This window comes from Paenibacillus sp. AN1007, assembly GCF_040702995.1.
In the GTDB taxonomy this organism is placed as follows: Bacteria; Bacillota; Bacilli; order Paenibacillales; family Paenibacillaceae; genus Paenibacillus.
Genome location: NZ_CP159992.1, coordinates 3,970,354 through 3,991,920, shown reverse-complemented (window position 1 = coordinate 3,991,920; position 21,567 = coordinate 3,970,354). Strand labels below are relative to the sequence as shown.

The window sequence follows — 21,567 nt, the reverse complement described above, 5'->3', positions numbered from 1 at the left end:
TGGATCGGAATTCAGCTCCAGCTTATTAAAAAAGAGCCATCAAGCAGATGTTTTTAATCTGATCGATGGCTCTTATGTTATAGGTACACTGTGAATGTAAAGAATGGATGCGGTTTGAAGATCATGCCTTAAGTGTTACGGTTTAAGTGTGACGTTCATTTCCAACTCTTTAATATACGTTTTGTCGCCACTGCTGATAACTCTGCCTTTTTCGTCCAGTTTCTCCCCTACAACTCTCCAATTGTCTGTGTTCACTGTGAATGTGTACGGTTTAATCGTCACTGATTTTGCGTTCGGACTGACCGCATCATACAATTCATCCACTTGATACTCCAGATCGGGAGCCCGGTGGAAGAAGCCAAGCTGCCGTTGATTCAATACTTTGCCTTGATCGTCTATGATCTCATAGTACATCATGGTCGGAGCATATTTTCCTGTTTGCTCGGAGGCAGCGGGCACCTTTCCTGTGCTTTCGAGGATAAGGCGTGTATTAGTTACGGTAGATTCCATTTTTTGCAATGTGTAACTGAAATTTTCGTAGCTTTTAGTCTCATTCGGTTGGACGACAAGTTTGCTGTCACTGATTTTTACGGGTACTTTGAACTCAAAAGGTTCATCTACCCGAGTTACTTTTGTCCGAACGGTAAGTTCGAATTCATTAGGCAGCGAGCCTAGATTCGTATATTCAACAAAGACTGCGTTTGAGTTCCCGATATCATCTCCAAAACCACTAAAGGCTTTCAACGCTTCATTATTGATAAAGGTTTTAGGTAATGTGACATAACCCTTTTCCTGCTGTTGTTCCGGTACTTGGCGAGATTTCTTCCATTCCTCATCATCCGAGATCAGCTGGCTGTCCATAGGAATGTAGGGGCTGGTGACTTTCTGCGGGAGATTCTCTCCGGCACGTTCAATGGTGTAGCTCAGACGGGTCCCATCGTACAAAACGTTTGTAAGTGTTAAAGTGATCCCGTCCTTCGTTACCTTTTCCAATGGTTGTGTCAGGATACCTTGATCAACGGCCCTTTGAATTTCATCGGAATTCAGCCCGTAGAACATAGATCCGATTCCTGGAATTTGTTTCAATGCACTAGCCATGGTTGGTGATACGAATCCTGCGCCTACAGCACCTGCGCCCATAATTGCAGCAATGGAGGCTGCGGTTAAAGTCCGTTTCAGTATTTTCGATCCATTCCGTTGTTTGGTCATGTTTATTCCTCCGATTTGGTTCATAATTTCACTGCTCATACTATTTCGCGGCATGGGTGTGTTTCGAATCCGCTGTTCCAGTTCTTCAAGCCGCTGGTCAGGAAAAGGGTTGGGCTGTTTGTCCATGCAGTTGTCCTCCTTTGGTTGTCTGCTCCATCAGTTTACGGCGAAGACGTTCGTACTTCTTGCGCAGCGTAGCAGACCTGGTATTCATAATGATGGCAATCTCCTCAAAGGTGTACTGTTCCACAGCCTTGAGCAGCAGGATGTGACGTTCTTCCGGTGTTAAATATTCCATGAGCTCTTCAATAACTGTCGTATAAGGATATTCCTGTACGACAGGTTTGTGGTGCTTGTACTCATCCACCAGCTTCAACCAGCGACTGTGCTTTTTCTTCATGTTCATCAAATGATTGTAGGCTACTTTATACAGCCATGAGGAGAAACTGACCTTTCTCTTATAACTATTCAGATTCTCATAGGCCCGAATAAAAATCTCCTGGACGGCATCCTCAGTCTCTTGATGATCTTTAAGAATGTAATAACAGTAGGTGTACATCTGACGTTCAAATTCCTGAATAATAAGCTCATAGGCTTCCTTTTCGCCAGTGATCACTCGCTGTACAGCTCGTTCGATTCGTTCATTTTTTTCTTTCTTAACCTGCATGTCCCCGGGGATGGCGGCCTGCATGGGCTCACCTCCTTGTCTTGATGTTTATATAACAATCTGAAAGAGTTCATCTGTGACACGATTAAAAGTTTTCTTGTGCTGTTAATTGAAGTTATTTTGTGATATTAACTTTCATTTCTAATTCTTTGATGTATGTCTTGGTTCCTGAGCTGACGATTCTCCCTTTTTTGTCCACTTTTTCTCCCACAATGCTCCAATCCGAAGGTTTTACCGTGAAGGTGTAAGGTTTGATGGTGATCGATTTGGTTTGCGGACTGACGGCATCATATAGTTCGTCAATATGATACTTGGTGCCGGGCTTTTTGGAATAGAAAGCTAATCGTTTCTGCTTCAGCGTCTTGCCCTGGTCGTCCACAATATCGTAATACATCATGGTTGGGGCATATACACCCGTTTGCTTGGAAGATGCAGGGACTTTTCCTTTGCTGTCCAGCACGAGTTGGGTCTGGCTAGAAGTCATATTTATTTTTTGTACTGTATAACTGAATCCTTTGCTTTCCTTCGTTTGATTCGGCTTGATTTGAATGAGTCCGTTTTGTTTCTTAACCGGAATCTTAAACTCGAAGTTCTCCTTAATGCTGCTTACAGGCATCCGAAGGGTCAATTCAAATTGATCTGGAAGAGATTCGGATTTATATTCCAAAATAGCAGTATTTGATTCTTTTAAATGACTGCGTAATCCAGTCGTGGCTTTACTGTCTTTTTGACCATTGATTAGAATTTCAGGTGTCTTCAGATGGCCTTTTACGGTATTTTTTTGATTATAGGAAGCCATCATTCCCTCAGGCAGCCCCTTGCCTTCACGTTTTATCGTTATTTTGAGTACCAAACCGTCATACTCTACCTCAGACAACGTAAGTTTGACCCCATCATGAGTTACACTTTTAGAGTTGGCCGTACTTGCTTGAGCTGCTTCTGCTGTAGACGAAAAGTTCCACAATACTTCTGTTCCTGTCGTTGTTACAGCCGCGGCCATAAAACAAGCCACAGCCACTTTACTTAGTGAGAGCTTCTTATTAACTTGATTTTTCATGCTTTCCTCCTGTGTCATATGATTATCCGGATATCTATGTAACAATTCCCGATCATGATATTGTGACATGGATTGAACAAGAGGCCTTATAGACGGAGTATGAGTTACGTTTATCTGGATTCTGTTTCGTCTTAGATGCTCGGTAATAGAAAGGTATTTAGTGAGGGGAATAGAAAACGCCAGAGAACATTCTCTCCGGCGTTTCGATATTCATTAAGCGTAAATTTTGAGGTTATCAAGATTTCGGGATAGATGAAGAACTGATCTTGGACCGTTAACCCGCCGCGTGAGTCAGCATGGCTTGAATTTCGGGAAACAGATTCTCGCTGTTCGTAAATAAAATGTAGGATTGACGCGTAGTGCGGATGGCAATCCGTTCGGTTGTCCCATTCACAGGTCCAATTCGAATAGCCGAAGGTTCACTGCCTCCATAAAAATCATCCAGCGTAACCGATGTGATCTCTGCAAGAGGGATTTCAATTTTGGAAAACTGCCAACGAATGACCAGTTGATCCTCTACTTGTTTTGCGCTTACACCAAACATAAGATGACCTCCTTGTTCTGTGATACTAAAATAGTAGTCATTGCAGGATAGTTCCAGTTTATCATTTTTGGTTAAAAATTCCTAATTAATATACTTGAATTTGATCGATTAGAGCTGAAGCATATTTCACTGAGCTGCGCCTTTAAAGTAAACTATGTATATCATCTACAGGGAACGATGCAATTATCTGCAGTAAACGATCTGTCATATTATTTTGAAGAGGAAAGAGGTGTATTGCTGTCCAAGAGCTGGTGGAGATTACTGAATACAATCCTGAATGGGTCGAGAGTTACCTGACCGAGCGTGAACACATAATGGCAGCGCTGCACGATATCTGTCTGGGTATGGAACATATCGGCAGTACCGCTGTACCCGGGCTTGGTGCCAAATCCTTAATCGATATGATGGCAGGTGTTTCTGATCTGCAAGTAGTGCAGCGGGAACACATTGACTCGCTGTCCGTACTCGGTTATGAATACATGCACAAACCGGATTTCCCGGAGCGTCTTTTCTTCCGCAAAGGGCAGTGGAGAGCAGGCACTCACCATCTGCATGTGTATAAATATCAGGGGGAAGCGTGGGAAGATCAGCTGAGGTTTCGTAATGCGCTTCGGCATGATCCCCGTCTGATGCAAACTTATGATAGATTAAAAAGAGAACTCGCACAGCAATTCCGTCATGACCGGGTGGGGTATACCAGTGCCAAAGCTTCTTTTATACAGTCCGTCATCCAGAGTGCAGGGTTGTAATCGAATGGATTGAGTTTAATTGGATTCATATACCATCAGGGAGTTGAGCTGCATGAACTTGAATGCATACCACTACTATGAGAAAAAGAGAGGTCCCTTCTGTAATCTTTCCAGCCTTTCGTTAAGCGAGGCGGAAGCAGCTTCGCAGCAGATCCGGCAGGAAGGCCGAATCTTTGCCAGTCAGCGCTCAGCTGATTATATGACTATACGCAGAGAGCTTGAGCAGACAGCATATGTGAAATTTGCAGCCAAAGGAGGCCGGCCGGCACAATCCTACCCCCATTATATGACCCTTGGTTCATGCCCCTGGCTGGAATCGTGGTATAGGGAGCCGGAGCATATCATCATACCATGGGAGAAGCTTCCCTCAGACGTGGTAAGTTTCACGTACGGTGATCTTTTTCCAACAATGCGTTATGCAGACGGCAAGCCTTACCGCAGGCAGGTCTATACTAAATCCGAAATCGGTGAACTCATACAGACCTATGGCCTGCCGCAGGAATGGAATCAGACAGGAAAAAAGGGGCCCGAACGTTATATTGAGGTGCAGGTTTGGGACGAACGTGTCGTCAGACCATTTTGTTAGTCCATTGTATAAAGTAAGGGAGCAGCATTTTGGTGCCTGAACAGAATTCGCTTCGTGATATACAAGGAATATTTTCGTGTAGTCTATGTACATTTATTTTACAGTTAAAGGGAGCGATGCGTAATGAATCTGTTCCAACATAGTTCAGGTAAGAGATTAGCTGCGGATCTGGAGTGGTTGAATGAGCCGGAGGAATGGTTTGTTGAAAATGGAGAAGTATGTATGACCGTGCCGCCGGCAAGTGATTTTTTCATTGATCCGGCGGGCGCGGCGGTGAAGGCATCAGCACCGTTTTTACATACACGGATTACAGGTGATTTCAGTATAACTGCTCAGGTATATGTGGAGATGAAGGAGCAGTATGATTCGGGATGTCTAATGGTCAGAGCAAACGAGACAACCTGGGCAAAAGTATGCTTTGAATATTTTGAAGAGCAGCCATCCATTCTGAGCGTCGTTACCCGTGGACACTCGGATGACTGCGTATCTGCTCCAATACACGTCACGAAACCGTATCTGCGTTTGGCTCGGGTTGGCTGCAGTTTTGCTTTCCATTACTCTCAAGATGGTGAGAAATGGAAACTGGTTCGTTATTTTGGCATGGATTGTCCTGAAGAGATTCAGGTTGGTCTTGTGGCCCAGTCACCCATTGGGCAGGGGACCCAAGTTGCGTTCAGCGGCGTACGACTGCAGCAAGGGTTGGAGGGAAGTATTCTGCAAGTGCAGTAATCCTCGTCTGTTGTCTTACGACTACCACACCTGTTTAAGCTTTTACACGAAGGAATAACCCCAGCAAACCAAGTGCTGCAAAAGCGATGAAGGCTGCTGTATTGGAAAATACTTCGATGGTATAACCTGCCATGAATGATCCCAGAAATTGACCCGCACCCAGCGCAAGAAAGGCAAGGCTGATCCCAATGGATACATTAGGTTGAAACAGTCTAGTCGCCCATACGATAAATATGCTGGTGAGAAAAATGTACGTACTTCCGAACAGGACGGCAGAGACCAGACTTGCTGTCATGGAAGGCAGCACAATAACGCCGAGCGAGATGGATAATAACAGAATGCCTAACCGATAAGAGCAGGCAAGCTCAATTCGTTCAATGATTCGTCCTGCACATCCGCCCAGAATCCCCGTAATACCCATCACAATCCAGAACAGGACGGCTTCCGAATCGGAGGCCCCTTTGTCTTCCGTAAGGAAATTTCGGGCAAACGTCCAATAAATCGCAGAGCTCGCACCTGTTAACAGGCAAGCCATAAGTAAAGCTGAGCCGGGTCTGGTCGGTTTCATACAGGCCCAGATTGATTTCGTGCAGGGCAGGGTTTTAGTTGCCGGAATCACCCGTCTGTTCCAGATCAGCACAGTCACGCCGATGAGGGCGAACAAGATATAACTGATACGCCAGTAATCGGTGAACAGCAAATAGAGCGGACCGGACACAATAATGCCGAAGCTGGTTCCTGTATTAATCCAGCTGTTGGCTCTGGCATGCAGATTTGGTTCGAGCTCCGCACTGACCGCATTACCAAGAGCAGGCGATGCCCAGCCTGTGCTGAGTCCAGCGAGAAAAACGCTGACTGCAAGCAGCCAGGCGTCATGGGCCAAGCCAATACCAATCAAGCCGAGAATCGCACTGATCCCTGCAAGCTGAATCACGTAATGGTGCCCCTTGTGATTAATAATCAGAGGAGCCGTTAGAAGTGCAAGACAATAAGCGATATAGGTTGCCGAGTTAATGACCCCGGATGCCGATTCAGATAATTGCAGTGCCTCGGATATTTCCGGCATAAACAGTCCGTAGCTGAAACGCCCAAAAGCATAACATACGGCGATGAGGGCAACGCCAGGAAGGACTATTTTTTTCATTTACAATTCCACCGCCTTTTTTGGATAGAACGATCATTATATTTCTTGTGAAATAAAAAAAGTGAGTTGAAATATGAACTCACCCTTTGTGTAATGATTTGAAACTATTTTGAGTCATGTGAATCAGTTCCCGGCACACAACTTTTACATTTTCCGTTTCGGCAAGCGCCGTAGAACCCTCCAGCAGAAGCATAAACTGCATGACGTTCCGGTCATTGGCTTGGGGATCACATTTTTTTATCAGGGTCATGACATGTTTTTTGTGTCCGTTCACCGTTTGCACGACAATATGGTCCGGATCAGCGCCGAACTCTTCCTTTGCCCGTAAAAAAAGGCATCCTCTGGCCTCATATTCCATCAGCCATTTGGCATGTCCCTCAGCCAGATTTAGAAAGACAGACTGTGTCTTGTTATCTGCATATAAACGCAGCTGCTCCAAATAGCGCTGTTCGCGGCGCAGAAGTACTTCGACAATGAGATCATCCTTGGAACTAAAGTGATTATATAGGGTCATAATGGCCACTCCGGCATCGGTAATGATCCGTTTTAAACCAATCGCATGAAAACCATGCCGATAAAAAAGATCTTCTGACACATTCAGGAGCATTTCCTTTTTGCTGCTCATGCTGGCTCACTCCTTTCAAACATTTTCACGGGTGCAGCAGAATGATGGCTGTATCTATCCAAAATATAGAAAGCGGTTTCCGTTGTCAAACTTGAATGACCGTTTCAATTTCCAGCCGATGAAGGCTCTCAATCCATTCCGCAGGACATGCTGAGTCTGTGATGACCATGGAAATATGTTCTACAGGTGCAATCTTGGCAAAGGTGGAGCGTCCAAACTTGGTATGATCCGCCACCAAAATGGCCTCTTCAGCCCGTTCCATCATTTTGCGCGAGATCAAAGCTTCTTCCAGCATATAATCCGTGATGCCATCCGTGAAGGAAACACCGCCAGCCGAGATGAACGCTTTGTTGACTTTGAACTGTTCAAGCATATCATGTGCCGCAGGTCCGGTAGCGGCTTGTACAGCTGCACGAATCTCACCCCCGGCGAATATGATTTTGCCGGCAAAAGACTCGAGAGCTGTCGTAAGAATGGGAACCGAATTGGTAATGACCGTCACTAGTGAACGATGCTGCAGCTGACGCATAATTTCGAGGGTGGTTGTGCCATTATCCAGCATGATGGTCTCACCGTCCTCAATCAATGAAGCCGCAGCTGCACCAATCGCCTTTTTTTCCTGAAGCTGCAGCTGTGAACGCTTTTGAAAGGGCGCTTCAATCATACCTGAGCGAACACGTACAGCACCTCCGTAAACTTTGCGAAGCTCGCCTTCTTTCTCCAGACGATCCAGGTCCCGCCGAATAGTCTCTGTAGAGACATCAAAGAGCTGAGCCAGTGCCTGTACCTGGACTTTGCCTTGTGTGGCAAGCTGAGCAAGAATGGTATGTTTTCGTTCCTCGTATGTTAAAGACATGTTGATCCGGCCTCCTTGCGATCCGATATTACTGTTTTTGTGGATTGTTGTTGTTTTCTAATAGTGTAAGTTTGTACAAACTCCTTGTCAATTTCATTTGTCCAGACGCTGTTTTAATGTGTTGACAGGTGCAAATAGCGAGAGTAATATCATGTAAAACAACTAAAAACCACATTAAACCACAATTTAAAATAAGGAGAATGGATTAACCTGTTTAGTCATTTGTGAAGATTAATCAATCATACATATCGAAAAATACATCATTCACGCTGCATGAAATCAAGCCATTGGTCACGGTTACTGCTCTGTTCCAATGCATATTCATGTGGTTTTTGGGAGGGACAAACATTGAAACGACAGCTTGCTTTTCGCGAAAATGGAACCTTTACGATCGTACAATTTACCGATCTGCATTGGAAAGACGGGCGGCCTGAGGATCTTCGAACCCGGCGGATGATGCAGTCCATCATCGAGCTTGAGCAGCCTGATCTGGTTGTTTTCACAGGAGACGTCATCTACACCGGCCCTGTAGATCCGGGGAATCAAGCGTGCGAGCAGCCGGAGCAGGCTTTTCGCGATGCCGTTTCTGCTGTGGAAGAATGCGGGATTCCGTGGGCTTTTGTATACGGTAATCATGATGCTGAGCAGCGAATCACTCCATTGGAACTTATGCGTGTGGTTCAGGAACATGCCTGCAGCGTGACGCAGGCGGGACCTCGCGACATCGCAGGTGTGGGCAATTACACGCTGGAGATTGCCGGGGCAGATGGCCTTCCGGCAGCTGTGCTGTATCTGCTCGATTCGGGAAGTTATTCAACCGTGGAATCAATCCCGGGTTATGGCTGGATTCAGCAGAGTCAGCTGCGGTGGCTGATGGATGAATCCACACGCGTCAATCCCGGCCGCAGCCGCGGGGATAAGCTCCCAGCTCTGGCGTTTTTTCATATCCCGATTCCGGAATATCAAACGATGTGGGACACGCAGCTCTGCTGGGGCAGCAAATACGAACCGGTCTGCTGTGCGCAGGTCAATTCAGGGTTATTCGCTGCGCTGCTGGAGATGGGTGATGTGATGGGTACGTTCTGCGGGCATGATCATGTGAATGATTTTCACGGACAGTATCATGGGATACGTCTCTGCTACGGGCGTTCCAGCGGACACAGCACATACGGCAGGGAAGGGATGCTGCGCGGAGCACGTGTGATTCAGCTAAGGGCTGGCGAGCGGGCGTTTGATACCTGGCTTCGTCTGGAAGATGGATCGCTGGTGAAGGAGCAGCCGGAGCATCAGCCTGAGACCTCTCGGTGAAGTGGTTTAGCTGTAATCAACCCAAGATACACATACACGACGAGATCAGCAATCAGCAGCTGTAGAGTAATCGTGAGCGAAGGAAAAAGAGAGGAACGTAGACAGCATGATTTTACCGTTAATACTGGTACTTGCTTCGGGAATGGCTCATGCGGTCTGGAGTATGTTCACGAAGCGAAGTTTGAACAAAAGTGTTTTTTTATGGTCCATTATGATGATTCCTACGGTGCTGCTGCTCCCTGTACTGGTCGTGGAATTGTCCCGTGAGCCGTTAACGATGTCAGCCTATGCGCTGCTGCTTGTATCAATGGGGCTGCAGGCGCTGTATTCCTGGCTGTTGTCTCAAACCTATGAGCTTGGAGATCTCTCTCAGATCTATCCGATTATGCGGGGCACGAGCACACTGCTGGTGCCTTTGATCGGGGCTGCTTTTCTAGGCGAAAGATTGACGGGATACGGATGGCTGGGCATCGCCTGCATGATTTTTGGGTTTACCATTCTTAGCGGTGTGGTGGGCAGAAGGAAGGGAACAGGCACGGGGATGCAGGGAGCAAAGCCGGTTCTGATGGCATTATGTGTTGGACTGTGCACAACGAGTTACGTATTTGTAGACAAATTAAATCTGCAGCATATATCGCCACTGGCGCTGCTTGAAGTAACGAACATTGGCTTCGTGGCTGGATTAACCCCGGCCCTGCTCGCTTCAGGTGGTTTGCGCCTGGAATGGAAGATGAATCGTTCAACCATTATGTTAGGAGCTCTGCTGAATCCGGGATCATACCTGCTCTTTCTGTTTGCACTGGAACAGGCTCCGATGGCCAGATTGGGTCCGCTTCGGGAGGTAGGTACCGTATTTGCAGCTTTTCTTGGAATCTGGTTATTGAAAGAGCAGCAGGGCATGAAACGTATTCTCTGTTCCCTCGTCATTTTTGGCGGCATTCTGCTGATTGGTATGTGGGGGTAGTGCGGGAACCAGAAGCTGTGATCTAAGAGCGCGAAACGTATACCGGACAGAGAAAAGCACAAAATGACAGGCTGCTGTGCACATCATCCTGTATGATAGGGAACAGGGAGTGATGAGCTGCATGAAATGGGTTAATTCAATTCAGAAGTCTATTCAATATATGGAAGAACATCTGCTGGAATCTATGATGGTGGAGCAGATTGCGGCACAGGCACACATGTCGGTATTTCATTTTCAACGTATTTTTGCTTTGATGACCGAGGTGACCGTTGCGGAGTACATAAGGCGCAGAAGGCTGACACTTGCTGCACATGAACTGCTGCAGGGGGATTGTAAAATCATGGACATGGCCTTCAAATATGGCTATGACACACCTGAATCTTTTTCCAAAGCTTTTCGAAGACAGCATGGAATAACCCCGAGTGAAATTCGCAAGTCTGGTACCTCCGTGCAGTCATATAATCGGCTTGTTATTCAAATTAGTTTAGTAGGAGCAGAACCGATGAAGCATCGTATTGTTGAGCAGGGGCCGTTTTCGATTGCAGGCATCAGCCAGAGGTTTTCGTATGCTGATGGACAGCACTTGCAGGGCATCGGTAATATGTGGCAGGAAGCTTACAAGAGCGGAGCGGAGGACCGGATTTTTGCATTGAATAACGGGGTGATCCCGGGTTTGCTGGGGGTGTGTGTTGACCAGTCCGAGATTCAGGATAAACAGATGGAGTACTGGATTGCAGCAGCCTATGAAGGTGATGAACCGGAAGGACTGCCTACGTTATCATTTCCGGCGAGCAAATGGGCGGTATTTGAGGTAGAGGAAGCGATGCCTCAAGGGATGCAGAAGCTGTGGAAACGGATTGTTGGCGAGTGGTTTCCTTCCACTTCGTACGAACATGCCTGGCTGCCCGAACTGGAAGTCTATCCTGGGATGCATCAACTGCCTCAAATCTGGATTCCGATTAGATAGACAGACTGGTATCATAAGAGTAAGAAGAGTGGTGCATATAGTTCTATTGCCGTCACGACATTTTATCATAATAACATTACGACTCCTCTCAGGAACCGTTTTTTAACGTACATTTGTTAAGGGTGTGCTTGAAAAATGAGGACCTTGAGCGGAGTTGTTTATTTTATTCCGGGGTTAGAATCATGTTATATTGAAAGATAGTTGTCCCCCACAAGAAGACTTATATTGGAAATGAATTAAGATATCAGAAGTCGTGCAGGCAGGGAGAGATGGTTATGCAGTGTGAAGAGAGGTTTGTCAGAGCGCTTCGGCAGGATGAGCAGATCATGCAGGATTTACGCCGTGTGCGTGAGCTTAGGCTGCCGAATTGTTACATCGGCGCAGGTTATATTCGCAATTACATATGGGATGATCTTCATGGGTACGCCAGACGAGAGCTGCATAGCGATATTGATGTTGTTTATTTTGATGCCGTTCATCTTCAGGAGGAACGGGACATCGAGCTTGAACAGAGGCTGCGTGCTGCTTCAGGCAGCAGCAAGTGGTCGGTTAAAAATCAGGCGAGAATGCATCTTCGGAACGGGGATGCACCCTATCAATCTACCGAGGATGCGCTTCGCTTCTGGCCTGAACGAGTAACCGCAGTGGCTGTGCAGTTGGATACAGACGATCAAATCAGCATATGTGCACCATACGGGCTGGAGGATCTGTATGCGTTAGTTGTGCGGAAAAGCCCGGCGTTTAAGGATGCGGCCTACTATAACGAGCGTGTTCGCAATAAGAATTGGCAGGAACATTGGCCCAAATTAACGATAGTAAGGGCGTAAGTACCGAAAGGAGTGCTGCTGTACTGGTACAGAAGTTTATACGGGAAAAAGGATATATTCTCGATCTCATGCTGCTGGCGTGTCTTGTTTTCTTTCTTGCATTCTGGGGCTGGAACTTTGCTGTTCAATTTTTCGCGCTCATCACAGCAAGCTTTATGATATTAAGAAGGATAAATTACGAGAAGCACATTTGGTTGAAGCGTGTGCTTCTGATCGGGTTCGGCATCGGCGCAGTATCCTTTGTTATTATTGAAGCGCTTGTATTTACCCAGCTTGGTTCGAAGGATACCGAGCAGGCGGATTATGTTATCATTCTCGGTTCGGGAATCAAGGGGACCGAATTATCACTGACCTTGAAACAGCGGCTGGATGCCAGTCTGGATTACGTTCGCGACCACCCGCAGATCCCGGTCATTGTATCCGGGGGACAAGGACCAGGTGAATCCATTCCCGAAGCTCTTGCGATGAAAAATTATCTGGTAGATCAGGGCATCGCTCCTGCTCAGATCATTATGGAAGACCGCTCGACAAGTACGCAGGAAAATCTGGCTTTTTCAAAAAAAATCATTGAGGCATCCGGGGTGGAACATCCCGAAATTATGATTGTCACCAGTGATTACCATATGTTCAGATCCAAATATATTGCTGCCAAAAACGGCTACGCCGCAGAATACGGCATATCCGCTCCTTCACCGGGATATATGAAGCCGATCAACATGATTCGTGAGTATTTTGGCACAGTCAAAGCGTTCCTATAGCCGTACTGCATTCGTAAGCCCGCTGAGAACTTCTCAGGCGGGTTTGTTTTTATTTTTTCAAGATAAGAGGTACAGACTTTCACAGGAACCTCAAGTCATGAGGAAATTCACTTCCCTATCCCCTTTCGGCACTTCAAAAGCAGTGGACAAAGCATGTTATACTAAAGGTCAAAAATAGATGGACAAGGCAGGAGTGAACGATCATTACAGCATATCAATTACCTGCTCTTCAGGAGCAGAAAAACGTTTCAGCAAACGAATTGGAAGACATTATACGGATGTTGGCTCATGCGCCTTTACTATACGATGATGGTCAGCACATTCAGGTCGAGGATTATATGGAAGGACTGGAGGTTGAACTGACGCAAGAAACCCGGCGTGCCGTGATTGAGCTGTATGAATTGGCTGTGAAGGCTTGCCGGTGTTTCACGGATTCATACGCCTACGAGCAGCTGCAGGATGTGCTTGGACTGCAGGCGGAGTTGTGGCAGGAGGGAGTGCTCACACTGCAGGACTGGATGTACTGGTTGAAGCAGATCGGTGAGGGACAGCAGGTGCTGCCGAAGTATGATTTTGCGGCAATGCTGGGTGAACTGCCAGAAGGTTATATGATTCATGATTTTCATGACGAGCTTCTATATCGGCTTGAACAAAATTGTGCGGATGCCTGGGCCGGTGAAGAGCGAAGCCGTCTGTACGCGTCTCTTGGTGTGAAGTGACCTCGGATTGATATTGAAACGGTTCAAGCGAAACGCAGCGTTTCAAGCACTGCTCAACAAAAAAATGGAGCATCATCAAACGAAAGGGTCGGCTGCGGTGTTTAAGCTGTTATGAATGCAGGGCATTACCCATATGGAGAGATGAGGGAATACCATGAAAAAGGTTGTACTTGCTGGAGGAACCGGATTCGTTGGTCAGGATTTTGCACGCAGGTTTAAAAAACGGGGATATGACGTGCTTATCATTTCACGCCAACCCGGACACATTGCCTGGGAAGATCGATCAGCCATCGCTCAGCTCTTGAAGGCGCGGAGATGCTTATTAATCTGGCTGGCAAATCGGTAAACTGCCGCTATACGGAAGAGAACCGCAGCATGATTATGAAATCCAGAACAGAGACGACGAACATTCTCGGAGAAGCGGTGCTGGCATGTGCGCAGCCGCCCGAATTGTGGATTAACTCCAGTACAGCCACCATATATCGTCATGCGGAAGATCGTCCAATGACGGAACAAGAGGGTGAGATTGGCTCAGGGTTTTCCGTGGATGTAGCAAAAGCATGGGAGCAGGCATTTTTTGAATTCAAGCTGCCGTCTACACGCCAGATTGCACTGCGTATTGCGATTGTGCTTGGCGAAGGCGGAGTGATGGGGCCGCTGACCAACCTGGTCCGGTTTGGACTTGGAGGGGCACAGGGTGCAGGTACCCAGCAGTTCAGCTGGATTCATATCGAAGATCTGTTCCGTATGGTCATGTTTGTACAGGAGCACCCGCGTCTGGAAGGTGTCTTTAATGCCTCATCTCCCCATCCGGTGACCAACCAGGAACTGATGGCGTCTCTGAGGAAACAGATGGGTGTACGTATTGGACTGCCTTCTCCGCGCTGGATGCTTGAGCTTGGAGCCGTATTCATTCGCACGGAGACGGAATTGGTGCTCAAAAGCCGCTGGGTGATCCCTGACAGAATGGAAAAGGAAGGTTTCACATTTCACTTTGCTTCACTGGATGCCGCACTTGCCGACATCCTCAAAACTTCAAAGTAGTGCGAAGCAGGAAAGGCCGCACATACACGTTTTTCGGAACTGTGCTCACAGGGTAGAGATGATCATAAATGTAAAATGTGGGAGGGGCAGAGCAATCTGCCCTTCTACAGATTCTGATGATATACAGATTAAAATCTCATCATGCTGCAGGTTTAGCTGTATTGAAATATTTCCCGGTATTCAGCATGAGGCAGATTCGGTTAATGGGTAATAGCACCAATTCTACATAAGACGTATGGAAGAGAAGAGGTTGAACACATGCAGCTTAGAAAAGTAAGAATCGCAGGAACAGGGAAATATCTGCCTCAGATGAAAGTAACGGACGAGGAATTGGATGCACGCCTGAATGTACCCGCAGGCTGGGTCAGTAAAGCGACAGGTGTAGGTTTTCGTTTCTATGCCTCAGGCGAAGAGACGTCCTCCTATATGGGGGCAAGAGCCGCAGAAGCTGCTCTCCTGGATGCCGGGCTTTCTTTTGAAGAGATCGATTGTCTGGTATGCACAAGCGGAACAAAGGAACAGCCGCTGCCAAGTACAGCTGTGTTTATCCAGCAGGCGATGGGGCAGCAGGATTCGGGTGTACCTGCTTTTGATATGGATGCAACCTGCCTGAGTTTCCTGAACGGACTTGATGTGATCTCCTATATGGTGGATGCCGGCCGTTACCGGCGTGTATTACTTGTTGCCACTGAGATTGCTTCTGCCGGATTAAACTGGAAAGACCCGGAGAGTACAGCCTTGTTTGGAGATGGAGCGGCCGCAGTCATTATCGAGCGTACACCTGAGGCGTCAGGCTCGCAGATCATTCACGCTTCGCTTCGCACTTACAGCCGCGGGGCGAGGTTTTCGGAAATAGCAGGCGGGGGTACACGTCAGCACGCAGCCAGCTATAATCGTGAGCAGCCCGCTCCCTATCTCTTTCACATGGATGGACAGGCGATTTTTCGTATGGCATCCAAGCTGTTACCAGGTTTTATGGACGAGATGCTTCAAGCTTCGGGTAACCGGATGGAGGATTTCAAGCTGGTTATTCCCCATCAGGGCAGTGCAATGGCTATGCGTCTCATTCGCAAGAAGCTTGGCATCCCTGAAGAACGCTTCATGGATATTACAAGAGGTCACGGCAATACCATTGCAGCTTCCATTCCAATGGGACTGCATGAAGCGATTCGTCAAAATCGGTTACAGCGCGGGGATCGCGTATTAATGATTGGTACGGCGGCAGGTTTATCCTTGGGAGGACTTATCTTTGACTACTAAACCTGAACTCGGACGAAGCATGCTTCAAGCAGACCAAGCATGCAGAGTGCTGCTTACAGGAGGAAGAGCTCCGGTGACGCTGGATCTGGCTCGTATGCTTCATCGTGCGGGCCATCGGGTATTTGCTGCGGAGAGCATGAAGCGGCATTTGTGCAGTGCGTCCAGAGCAGTCGAGAAGTCGGTTATCGTTCCATCGCCGCGCCATGATACGGAGGCATACCTGTCAGCCTTGGAACATTGGATCAGAATATGGCAGATTGATCTGGTCATTCCGATGTGCGAGGAAGTATTTTATGCAGCTCTTGGGGCTGATCGTTTGAGGAAGCACTGCCGAGTGCTGGTTTCCAGCTTGGAAAAGCTGCATATGCTCCATCACAAGTATGATTTTATCCATTATGCCAAGTCTGCGGGGCTTCCGGTTCCAGAGACACATCTGATTCAGAGTCCTCAGGAGTGGCTGGAAACACAGCAGGTGCTCGGAGAAACGGAGGAGTGGGTCTGGAAACCGGTGTATTCCCGTTTTGCTGCTAGAGTGCGCATGCCGGTACAGAGGCTGTCCCATATCCATAAGAATAACCTCGCCGATTCAGGTGGAAGTACCGCAAAAGCACATCAGACGCGGTCTCATCATAAACGGATGACCACGCCATCCCGGTTTGCCCTGCTGCGTCATGATCCACCGGACGAAATACTTTTATCCCCCCGGGCTCCTTGGGTGGCCCAGCGGTACATAGATGGACGGGGGCTGTGCACCTACAGTGTGGTGCATGAAGGGCAGTTGGTTGCTCATGCTGCCTACGAGAGCAGATACCGTACAGGTGAGGTAGGTGCGAGTGTGTTTTTTGAACAGGTCCAGCATGAGGAGACTCATGCTTGGGTGAAGCGATTTGTGCAGGCAGCGGGTTTTAGCGGACAGATCGGATTTGATTTTATTGAAGACGCGAACGGACAAGTATATGCAATCGAGTGCAATCCGAGGGCAACCAGCGGCATTCATCTGTTTCATCCAGGTGATGGTTTGGTGCGCGCTTTGCTTGACCCCGCAGGCCTTCTGAAAGAAGGTATAGAAGTAACGCCGCAGCCGGGAGCTAAGGCCATGCTTTCACTGCCTATGCTGGGAAGCGGCATGAGACAGATTCGAGGCAGCAGAGGGAGTATGAGGGCATGGATGGCCGCTTGGCGTGGTGCGAGGGATGTCGTGTATATGCCTCAGGATCGGAGGCCCTTCTTCATGCAGTGCAGCGTAGTGCTCGCGGCATGGCGTCTTGCGCGTTCACAGAAGATTTCACTGACAGAAGCGTTGACTCATGACATAGAATGGAACGGTGAACAATCATGAAGAAAGCACTGGTCACAGGGGCTACAGGCTGTTTGGGACGACACCTGGCTGTACGGCTTGCCGCAGAAGGCTGGGTTGTAACGGGACTAGGCCGTCAGCAAGAGATTGGGACTTTACTGGGCCCCGCTGGCATTCAATTTGTACAAGGCGATATTCGGGACCGGCGGATTGTGGATGAGGTATGTGCGGGTCAGGATGTCGTTTTTCACTGTGCGGCATTGTCGGCGCCGTGGGGAAAGTACGAAGACTTTTACAGCAGCAATGTGCAGGGCACGCAGAACTTGGTCGATAGTGCTGGGCGCAGCCAGGTGGAACGTTTCGTGCACGTTTCCACTCCAAGTATATATTTTAACTTTACACCGCGTTACGAAGTTCATGAAGATGATCCGCTGCCAGCCAAACCTGCCAATCATTATGCGGCTACCAAACGGCTCGCCGAGCAATTGGTTATGGATGCACACCGTAGAGGTCTGCCTTCAATCATGATTCGTCCGCGAGCTATTTTCGGTCCGTATGACCAGACCCTCTTTCCCCGCATTGTGGCGGCAAATGCCAAACGGGGAGTGCCTATGATTGACGGTGGGCAGGCATGGATTGACCTGACATGCGTAGATAATGTAGTGGATGCCTTGTTATTGTGCCAGCGTGCTTCTACTGATGCGCTGGGTAGAGCCTATAATATTTCCAATGGAGATCCCAAACCGTTTGCTGAACTGGTCAGCAGCCTGTTTGAACTGTTAGACATGCCGCTTCGGCGCTTGAATGTCCCATATCGGACGGCTTATGGTGCTGCAGCTTTGCTGGAAGGTGTGCATCGGATCATTCCGGCTCTTGGCGAACCAATGCTTACCAGATATACGGTTGGATCTCTGGGTGTGCCGCAGACGCTGAACATTAACGATGCCAAAGAGCGGTTGGGATATATACCGCGGGTGTCTATTGAAGCGGGACTGCAGCAATTTGCGGATTGGTGGAGAGGTGGATCATGCTGACGACAATGCCAGTAAAGTTATATTTGGGTGCAGCAGGGTACTGTACACATCCCGAAAGGCTGACGCTTCGCGGCGGAAGCATCAAGCCGGTTCCTTTTCCGGCAGGGTTTGCCTGCATCATTCATCCGGTACATGGTCCTGTGCTGCTGGATACGGGGTACAGTTCCCGCTTTTTCGATGAGACTGCACGTCTCCCTAATGCATTATATCGTCATATCACACCCGTGGTATATCGGGACGAGGACAGCGCTGTTCATTTTCTGAAGCGGATCGGGCTGCTTGCATCGGATATTCGTTATGTCATTCTTTCCCATTTTCACGGGGATCACATCGCTGGTGTGCGTGATTTTTCGGAGGCCGCTTTTATTTACCTGCCAAGAGCCTATGATGCTGTTCGTTCACTTGGTCCGATTGCGGCAGTAAAGGCCGGCTTTCTGGCAGGGCTGCTCCCCGATGATTTTGTCCCTCGGTCGCTGCCCGTGAACTCGCATCCCAAACGATGGGCGGAGGTGACAGAGCATGCGGGAGTAGTAGCGCCGGATGGATTCCCTTGGGATGAGGTGTACGATATTTTTGGGGACGGCAGCGTGCTGGGTGTCGATGTATCCGGTCATGCGGAAGGCATGATGGGGCTTTTGCTGCGGACAGAGCAGCATACCTATTTTCTGTGTGCCGATGCGGTGTGGTCGAGTCGGGCATTTCGTGAACAGCGCAGACCCCATGCGCTTGCGAGCATCATTATGTCGGATCGGCGGGAGTACAGACGGAACTTTGATAAGTTAGTTCAGCTGCATCAGCAGTTTCCTGATCTTCGGATTGTACCGAGCCACTGTCAAGAAGTGCTGCGTTCATGGGGCATGGGAGGTACCGAGTTATGAGCAGTCCGTTTCGCATTGTAACTCATTATGCACTTGCGCGAGGGATGCGAAGATGGGCCAATCGGGAGCAGCTTGAACGCTGGCAGGAACGACGAATCCGGCGGCATGTCGAGCATGTCCGAGCGGCATCACTGTTCTACCGCGAGTGGTGGGGCGAACGGAACGCATCGCAGTGGAGACATTTTCCGCAGATCGACAAGTCCATTATGATGCAGCATTTCGATGCGCTGAACACCGTAGGTATCACGAAGGAAGAGGCGTTTATTCTGGCAGGGGAAAGTGAAGACACTCGTGATTTCAAGCAGTCCTCCATTCAAGGAATAACGGTTGGGCTGTCCTCGGGGACATCTGGTAACCGGGGCCTGTTTCTTGTGAGTGATCGGGAGCAGGATGCTTGGACAGGTACAGTATTGGCCAAACTGCTGCCGGGTGGGCTGTGGAAACCCGCCAAGATTGCTTTCTTCCTGCGTGCTAACAGTAAGCTGTACGAATCTGTGAAGCGCGGAAGACTGCAGTTTCAATACTTTGACCTGCTGGAACATGTGGATGTTCTGATCGAACGTATGGAACAATACCAGCCCACTGTGTGGGTGGCTCCGCCTTCCATGCTTCGTATACTGGCCGATGCGTATCTGCAGGGCCGTCTGACCCATGAGCCGCACAAGATCATTTCAGCCGCTGAGGTGCTTGATCCTCTCGATCGTAACGTGCTGGAGCGCGTATTCGGGCAGACCGTTCATCAGGTATATCAGTGCACAGAGGGTTTTCTGGGTGCGACCTGTTCTCATGGTACATTACATCTTAACGAAGACATTGTGCATATTGAAAAAGAATACATTGATCCTGCGACTCGTCGGTTCGTGCCTGTGATCACGGACTTTTCCAGAACGTCACAGCCGATCATCCGATATCGGCTGAATGATATACTAACCGAAGCGGCAGCGCCTTGCCCCTGCGGTTCATTGTTTACTCCCATTGAGCGGATTGAAGGCCGCAGTGATGATACGCTTTATTTTTCACATATATCGGAGGGTGAGGCAGTTTCGGTTTTCCCGGATTTTATCAGTCGTGCCGTGATTGCAGCTTCGCCGGCCATCAAGCATTATCGTGTGGTGCAGCGCGGGAGCGGAGTACTGGAAGTTTCGATGCGGATCAGCGAAGAAGCAGATGAGAACCAGGTGCAGGCTGCAGTCATGCGGGAGCTCGGAAGATTAGCAGACCGGATGCAGTGTGTGCTGCCAGAGGTGCGTTATGTGCCGTACACGTTCGAGCCCGGAATAACCAAGCTGCGGCGGGTGGAGAGACGCCAGGACTAAGGGAAGAAGCAGGTGCAGGTAACCAATGATCAGAGAGCAGGTGATGAAATGACGGTATGGGCTTATAAAATAGGAGAAGATGTACCGCCAAATACTGCAGATGGAAGAGAGGCAGCGCGGGAAAACAAGACAGCGGAAACAGTGCCGACATCGGGTGCAGAAGAAACAAGAACACTCAAACACGGCAGCGAGCGTCCTGTTGCTTTAATTACAGGCACATCCAGCGGCTTCGGTATGCTGACGGCCATCACGCTTGCCAAACAGGGTTATCTTGCTGCTGCAACGATGCGTGATCTGAGCCGCAAGGGAGAACTTGTGAACCGTGCCGAGGAAGCGGGTGTAACGGACGGGCTCCATTATCTGCAGCTGGATGTGACGGATTCGGAGTCTATACAGACCGCGGTCGACACGGTGATACAGCAATATGGACGCATTGACATACTGGTGAATAATGCCGGCTTCGCTGTGGGCGGGTTCATTGAAGAAGTGTCGATGGAGGACTGGCGGCGGCAGATGGAGACCAATCTGTTTGGATTAATCGCGGTCACACGTGCCGTCCTGCCTGTTATGCGTCAGCAGAAGCAGGGACTGATTGTTAACCTTTCAAGTGTGAGTGGCCTGTCGGGATTTCCGGGATATGCGCCTTATGCCGCTTCGAAATTTGCTGTGGAAGGATTCACAGAAAGCCTGCGTCATGAGATGTCTTCGTTTGGCATTCGGGTCGTACTCGTGGAACCAGGGGCGTATCGCACACCCATCTGGAAAAAAGGATTGGGGGAGATTCATCGGAATGAGAATTCACCTTATAAGCATAAGCTGGATGCAGTCCTTCAATATTCCAGACATGCGAGCGAGACTGCACCTGATCCACAGGAGGTTGCTGAACTGATCGGGCGGATTGCACGCATGCGAGCACCAAGGCTGCGGTATGCGCTTGGTAAAGGCTCGAGGATGCTTATTATGGGAAAGGCGCTGCTGCCGTGGAAGTGGCTGGAGCGAATCATTGCCCGTGCCCTTCGATCGTGAAGG

22 protein-coding genes and 1 pseudogene are annotated in these 21,567 nt (G+C 48.7%); 16 read left to right on the top strand and 7 right to left on the bottom strand.

The genetic code is table 11. The features are described from left to right. Nucleotides 1-135: 135 nt before the first annotated feature. From ABXS70_RS17715 to ABXS70_RS17700, 4 genes are all read right to left on the bottom strand, one after another. Nucleotides 136-1,335, bottom strand: coding sequence for a DUF4179 domain-containing protein (locus ABXS70_RS17715; protein WP_366289562.1), 1,200 nt, complete (start codon nucleotides 1,333-1,335; stop codon nucleotides 136-138). Continuing rightward, entirely contained in the window at nucleotides 1,307-1,900 is a 594-nt protein-coding gene (locus ABXS70_RS17710) for a sigma-70 family RNA polymerase sigma factor (protein ID WP_366289559.1), read from the bottom strand. Before ABXS70_RS17710 ends, ABXS70_RS17715 begins: the two co-directional genes overlap by 29 nt. 91 nt (nucleotides 1,901-1,991) lie before the next feature. Then, nucleotides 1,992-2,933 carry a DUF5643 domain-containing protein gene (locus tag ABXS70_RS17705; RefSeq protein ID WP_366289556.1) on the bottom strand — a complete coding sequence of 314 codons (942 nt, stop codon included), beginning with the start codon at nucleotides 2,931-2,933 and terminating at the stop codon, nucleotides 1,992-1,994. 274 nt (nucleotides 2,934-3,207) lie between these two features. Next, nucleotides 3,208-3,477, bottom strand: a complete 270-nt coding sequence (locus ABXS70_RS17700; protein WP_342554998.1) for a hypothetical protein — start codon at nucleotides 3,475-3,477, stop codon at nucleotides 3,208-3,210. Nucleotides 3,478-3,728: 251 nt separating this feature from the next. On the opposite strand from ABXS70_RS17700, the gene ABXS70_RS17695 reads away from it, so the two are divergent. The 3 genes from ABXS70_RS17695 to ABXS70_RS17685 all read left to right on the top strand — a co-directional run bounded on the left by ABXS70_RS17695 (nucleotide 3,729) and on the right by ABXS70_RS17685 (nucleotide 5,541). After that, entirely contained in the window at nucleotides 3,729-4,226 is a 498-nt protein-coding gene (locus ABXS70_RS17695) for a GrpB family protein (RefSeq protein WP_366289553.1), read from the top strand. A 52-nt stretch (nucleotides 4,227-4,278) separates the two neighbouring features. Continuing rightward, a complete protein-coding gene (locus ABXS70_RS17690; protein WP_366289550.1) occupies nucleotides 4,279-4,812 on the top strand; it encodes a hypothetical protein in 534 nt (177 codons plus the stop codon). Between the two features lie 123 nt (nucleotides 4,813-4,935). Further along, on the top strand, nucleotides 4,936-5,541 hold the full coding sequence (locus ABXS70_RS17685; RefSeq protein WP_366289547.1) for a DUF1349 domain-containing protein: 606 nt from the start codon (nucleotides 4,936-4,938) through the stop codon (nucleotides 5,539-5,541). A gap of 34 nt (nucleotides 5,542-5,575) precedes the next feature. Here the strand turns inward: ABXS70_RS17685 and ABXS70_RS17680 are convergent, their stop codons facing one another. The 3 genes from ABXS70_RS17680 to ABXS70_RS17670 all read right to left on the bottom strand — a co-directional run bounded on the left by ABXS70_RS17680 (nucleotide 5,576) and on the right by ABXS70_RS17670 (nucleotide 8,166). Beyond that, on the bottom strand, nucleotides 5,576-6,685 hold the full coding sequence (locus ABXS70_RS17680) for an MFS transporter (RefSeq protein ID WP_366289544.1): 1,110 nt from the start codon (nucleotides 6,683-6,685) through the stop codon (nucleotides 5,576-5,578). A 79-nt stretch (nucleotides 6,686-6,764) separates the two neighbouring features. Continuing rightward, nucleotides 6,765-7,310 carry a TetR/AcrR family transcriptional regulator gene (locus tag ABXS70_RS17675; RefSeq protein WP_342555003.1) on the bottom strand — a complete coding sequence of 182 codons (546 nt, stop codon included), beginning with the start codon at nucleotides 7,308-7,310 and terminating at the stop codon, nucleotides 6,765-6,767. Between the two features lie 85 nt (nucleotides 7,311-7,395). Then, nucleotides 7,396-8,166: a DeoR/GlpR family DNA-binding transcription regulator gene (locus tag ABXS70_RS17670; protein ID WP_342555004.1), complete on the bottom strand. Its 771-nt coding sequence runs from the start codon at nucleotides 8,164-8,166 to the stop codon at nucleotides 7,396-7,398. A gap of 348 nt (nucleotides 8,167-8,514) precedes the next feature. On the opposite strand from ABXS70_RS17670, the gene ABXS70_RS17665 reads away from it, so the two are divergent. The 13 genes and pseudogenes from ABXS70_RS17665 to ABXS70_RS17605 all read left to right on the top strand — a co-directional run bounded on the left by ABXS70_RS17665 (nucleotide 8,515) and on the right by ABXS70_RS17605 (nucleotide 21,564). Next, complete coding sequence (locus tag ABXS70_RS17665; protein WP_342555005.1) at nucleotides 8,515-9,474, top strand: metallophosphoesterase family protein; 960 nt, start codon at nucleotides 8,515-8,517, stop codon at nucleotides 9,472-9,474. Between the two features lie 106 nt (nucleotides 9,475-9,580). After that, entirely contained in the window at nucleotides 9,581-10,438 is an 858-nt protein-coding gene (locus ABXS70_RS17660; protein ID WP_366289539.1) for a DMT family transporter, read from the top strand. A gap of 121 nt (nucleotides 10,439-10,559) precedes the next feature. Further along, complete coding sequence (locus ABXS70_RS17655; protein WP_366289536.1) at nucleotides 10,560-11,405, top strand: AraC family transcriptional regulator; 846 nt, start codon at nucleotides 10,560-10,562, stop codon at nucleotides 11,403-11,405. A gap of 275 nt (nucleotides 11,406-11,680) precedes the next feature. Next, nucleotides 11,681-12,232, top strand: a complete 552-nt coding sequence (locus tag ABXS70_RS17650; RefSeq protein ID WP_366289533.1) for a nucleotidyltransferase family protein — start codon at nucleotides 11,681-11,683, stop codon at nucleotides 12,230-12,232. Further along, the gene (locus ABXS70_RS17645) at nucleotides 12,202-12,990 is read left to right on the top strand and encodes a YdcF family protein (protein WP_366289530.1); all 789 of its coding nucleotides are present in this window, start codon (nucleotides 12,202-12,204) and stop codon (nucleotides 12,988-12,990) included. Before ABXS70_RS17650 ends, ABXS70_RS17645 begins: the two co-directional genes overlap by 31 nt. 278 nt (nucleotides 12,991-13,268) lie before the next feature. Next, nucleotides 13,269-13,709 carry a hypothetical protein gene (locus tag ABXS70_RS17640; protein WP_366289527.1) on the top strand — a complete coding sequence of 147 codons (441 nt, stop codon included), beginning with the start codon at nucleotides 13,269-13,271 and terminating at the stop codon, nucleotides 13,707-13,709. A 154-nt stretch (nucleotides 13,710-13,863) separates the two neighbouring features. Then, a pseudogene (locus ABXS70_RS17635) lies at nucleotides 13,864-14,753 on the top strand (TIGR01777 family oxidoreductase). Between the two features lie 258 nt (nucleotides 14,754-15,011). Then, nucleotides 15,012-16,013, top strand: coding sequence for a beta-ketoacyl-ACP synthase III (locus ABXS70_RS17630; RefSeq protein ID WP_366289524.1), 1,002 nt, complete (start codon nucleotides 15,012-15,014; stop codon nucleotides 16,011-16,013). Continuing rightward, nucleotides 16,003-17,352 carry an ATP-grasp domain-containing protein gene (locus tag ABXS70_RS17625; RefSeq protein WP_366289521.1) on the top strand — a complete coding sequence of 450 codons (1,350 nt, stop codon included), beginning with the start codon at nucleotides 16,003-16,005 and terminating at the stop codon, nucleotides 17,350-17,352. Before ABXS70_RS17630 ends, ABXS70_RS17625 begins: the two co-directional genes overlap by 11 nt. Further along, nucleotides 17,349-18,344: an NAD-dependent epimerase/dehydratase family protein gene (locus ABXS70_RS17620; RefSeq protein WP_366289518.1), complete on the top strand. Its 996-nt coding sequence runs from the start codon at nucleotides 17,349-17,351 to the stop codon at nucleotides 18,342-18,344. Before ABXS70_RS17625 ends, ABXS70_RS17620 begins: the two co-directional genes overlap by 4 nt. Next, nucleotides 18,338-19,222 (top strand): MBL fold metallo-hydrolase, encoded by an 885-nt coding sequence (locus ABXS70_RS17615; protein WP_366289516.1) that lies wholly within the window; start codon nucleotides 18,338-18,340, stop codon nucleotides 19,220-19,222. Before ABXS70_RS17620 ends, ABXS70_RS17615 begins: the two co-directional genes overlap by 7 nt. After that, on the top strand, nucleotides 19,219-20,538 hold the full coding sequence (locus ABXS70_RS17610) for a F390 synthetase-related protein (RefSeq protein WP_366289513.1): 1,320 nt from the start codon (nucleotides 19,219-19,221) through the stop codon (nucleotides 20,536-20,538). The genes ABXS70_RS17615 and ABXS70_RS17610 overlap by 4 nt, the downstream gene beginning before the upstream one ends. Before the next feature lie 12 nt (nucleotides 20,539-20,550). After that, nucleotides 20,551-21,564, top strand: coding sequence for an SDR family oxidoreductase (locus ABXS70_RS17605; RefSeq protein ID WP_366289510.1), 1,014 nt, complete (start codon nucleotides 20,551-20,553; stop codon nucleotides 21,562-21,564). Nucleotides 21,565-21,567 lie beyond the last annotated feature (3 nt).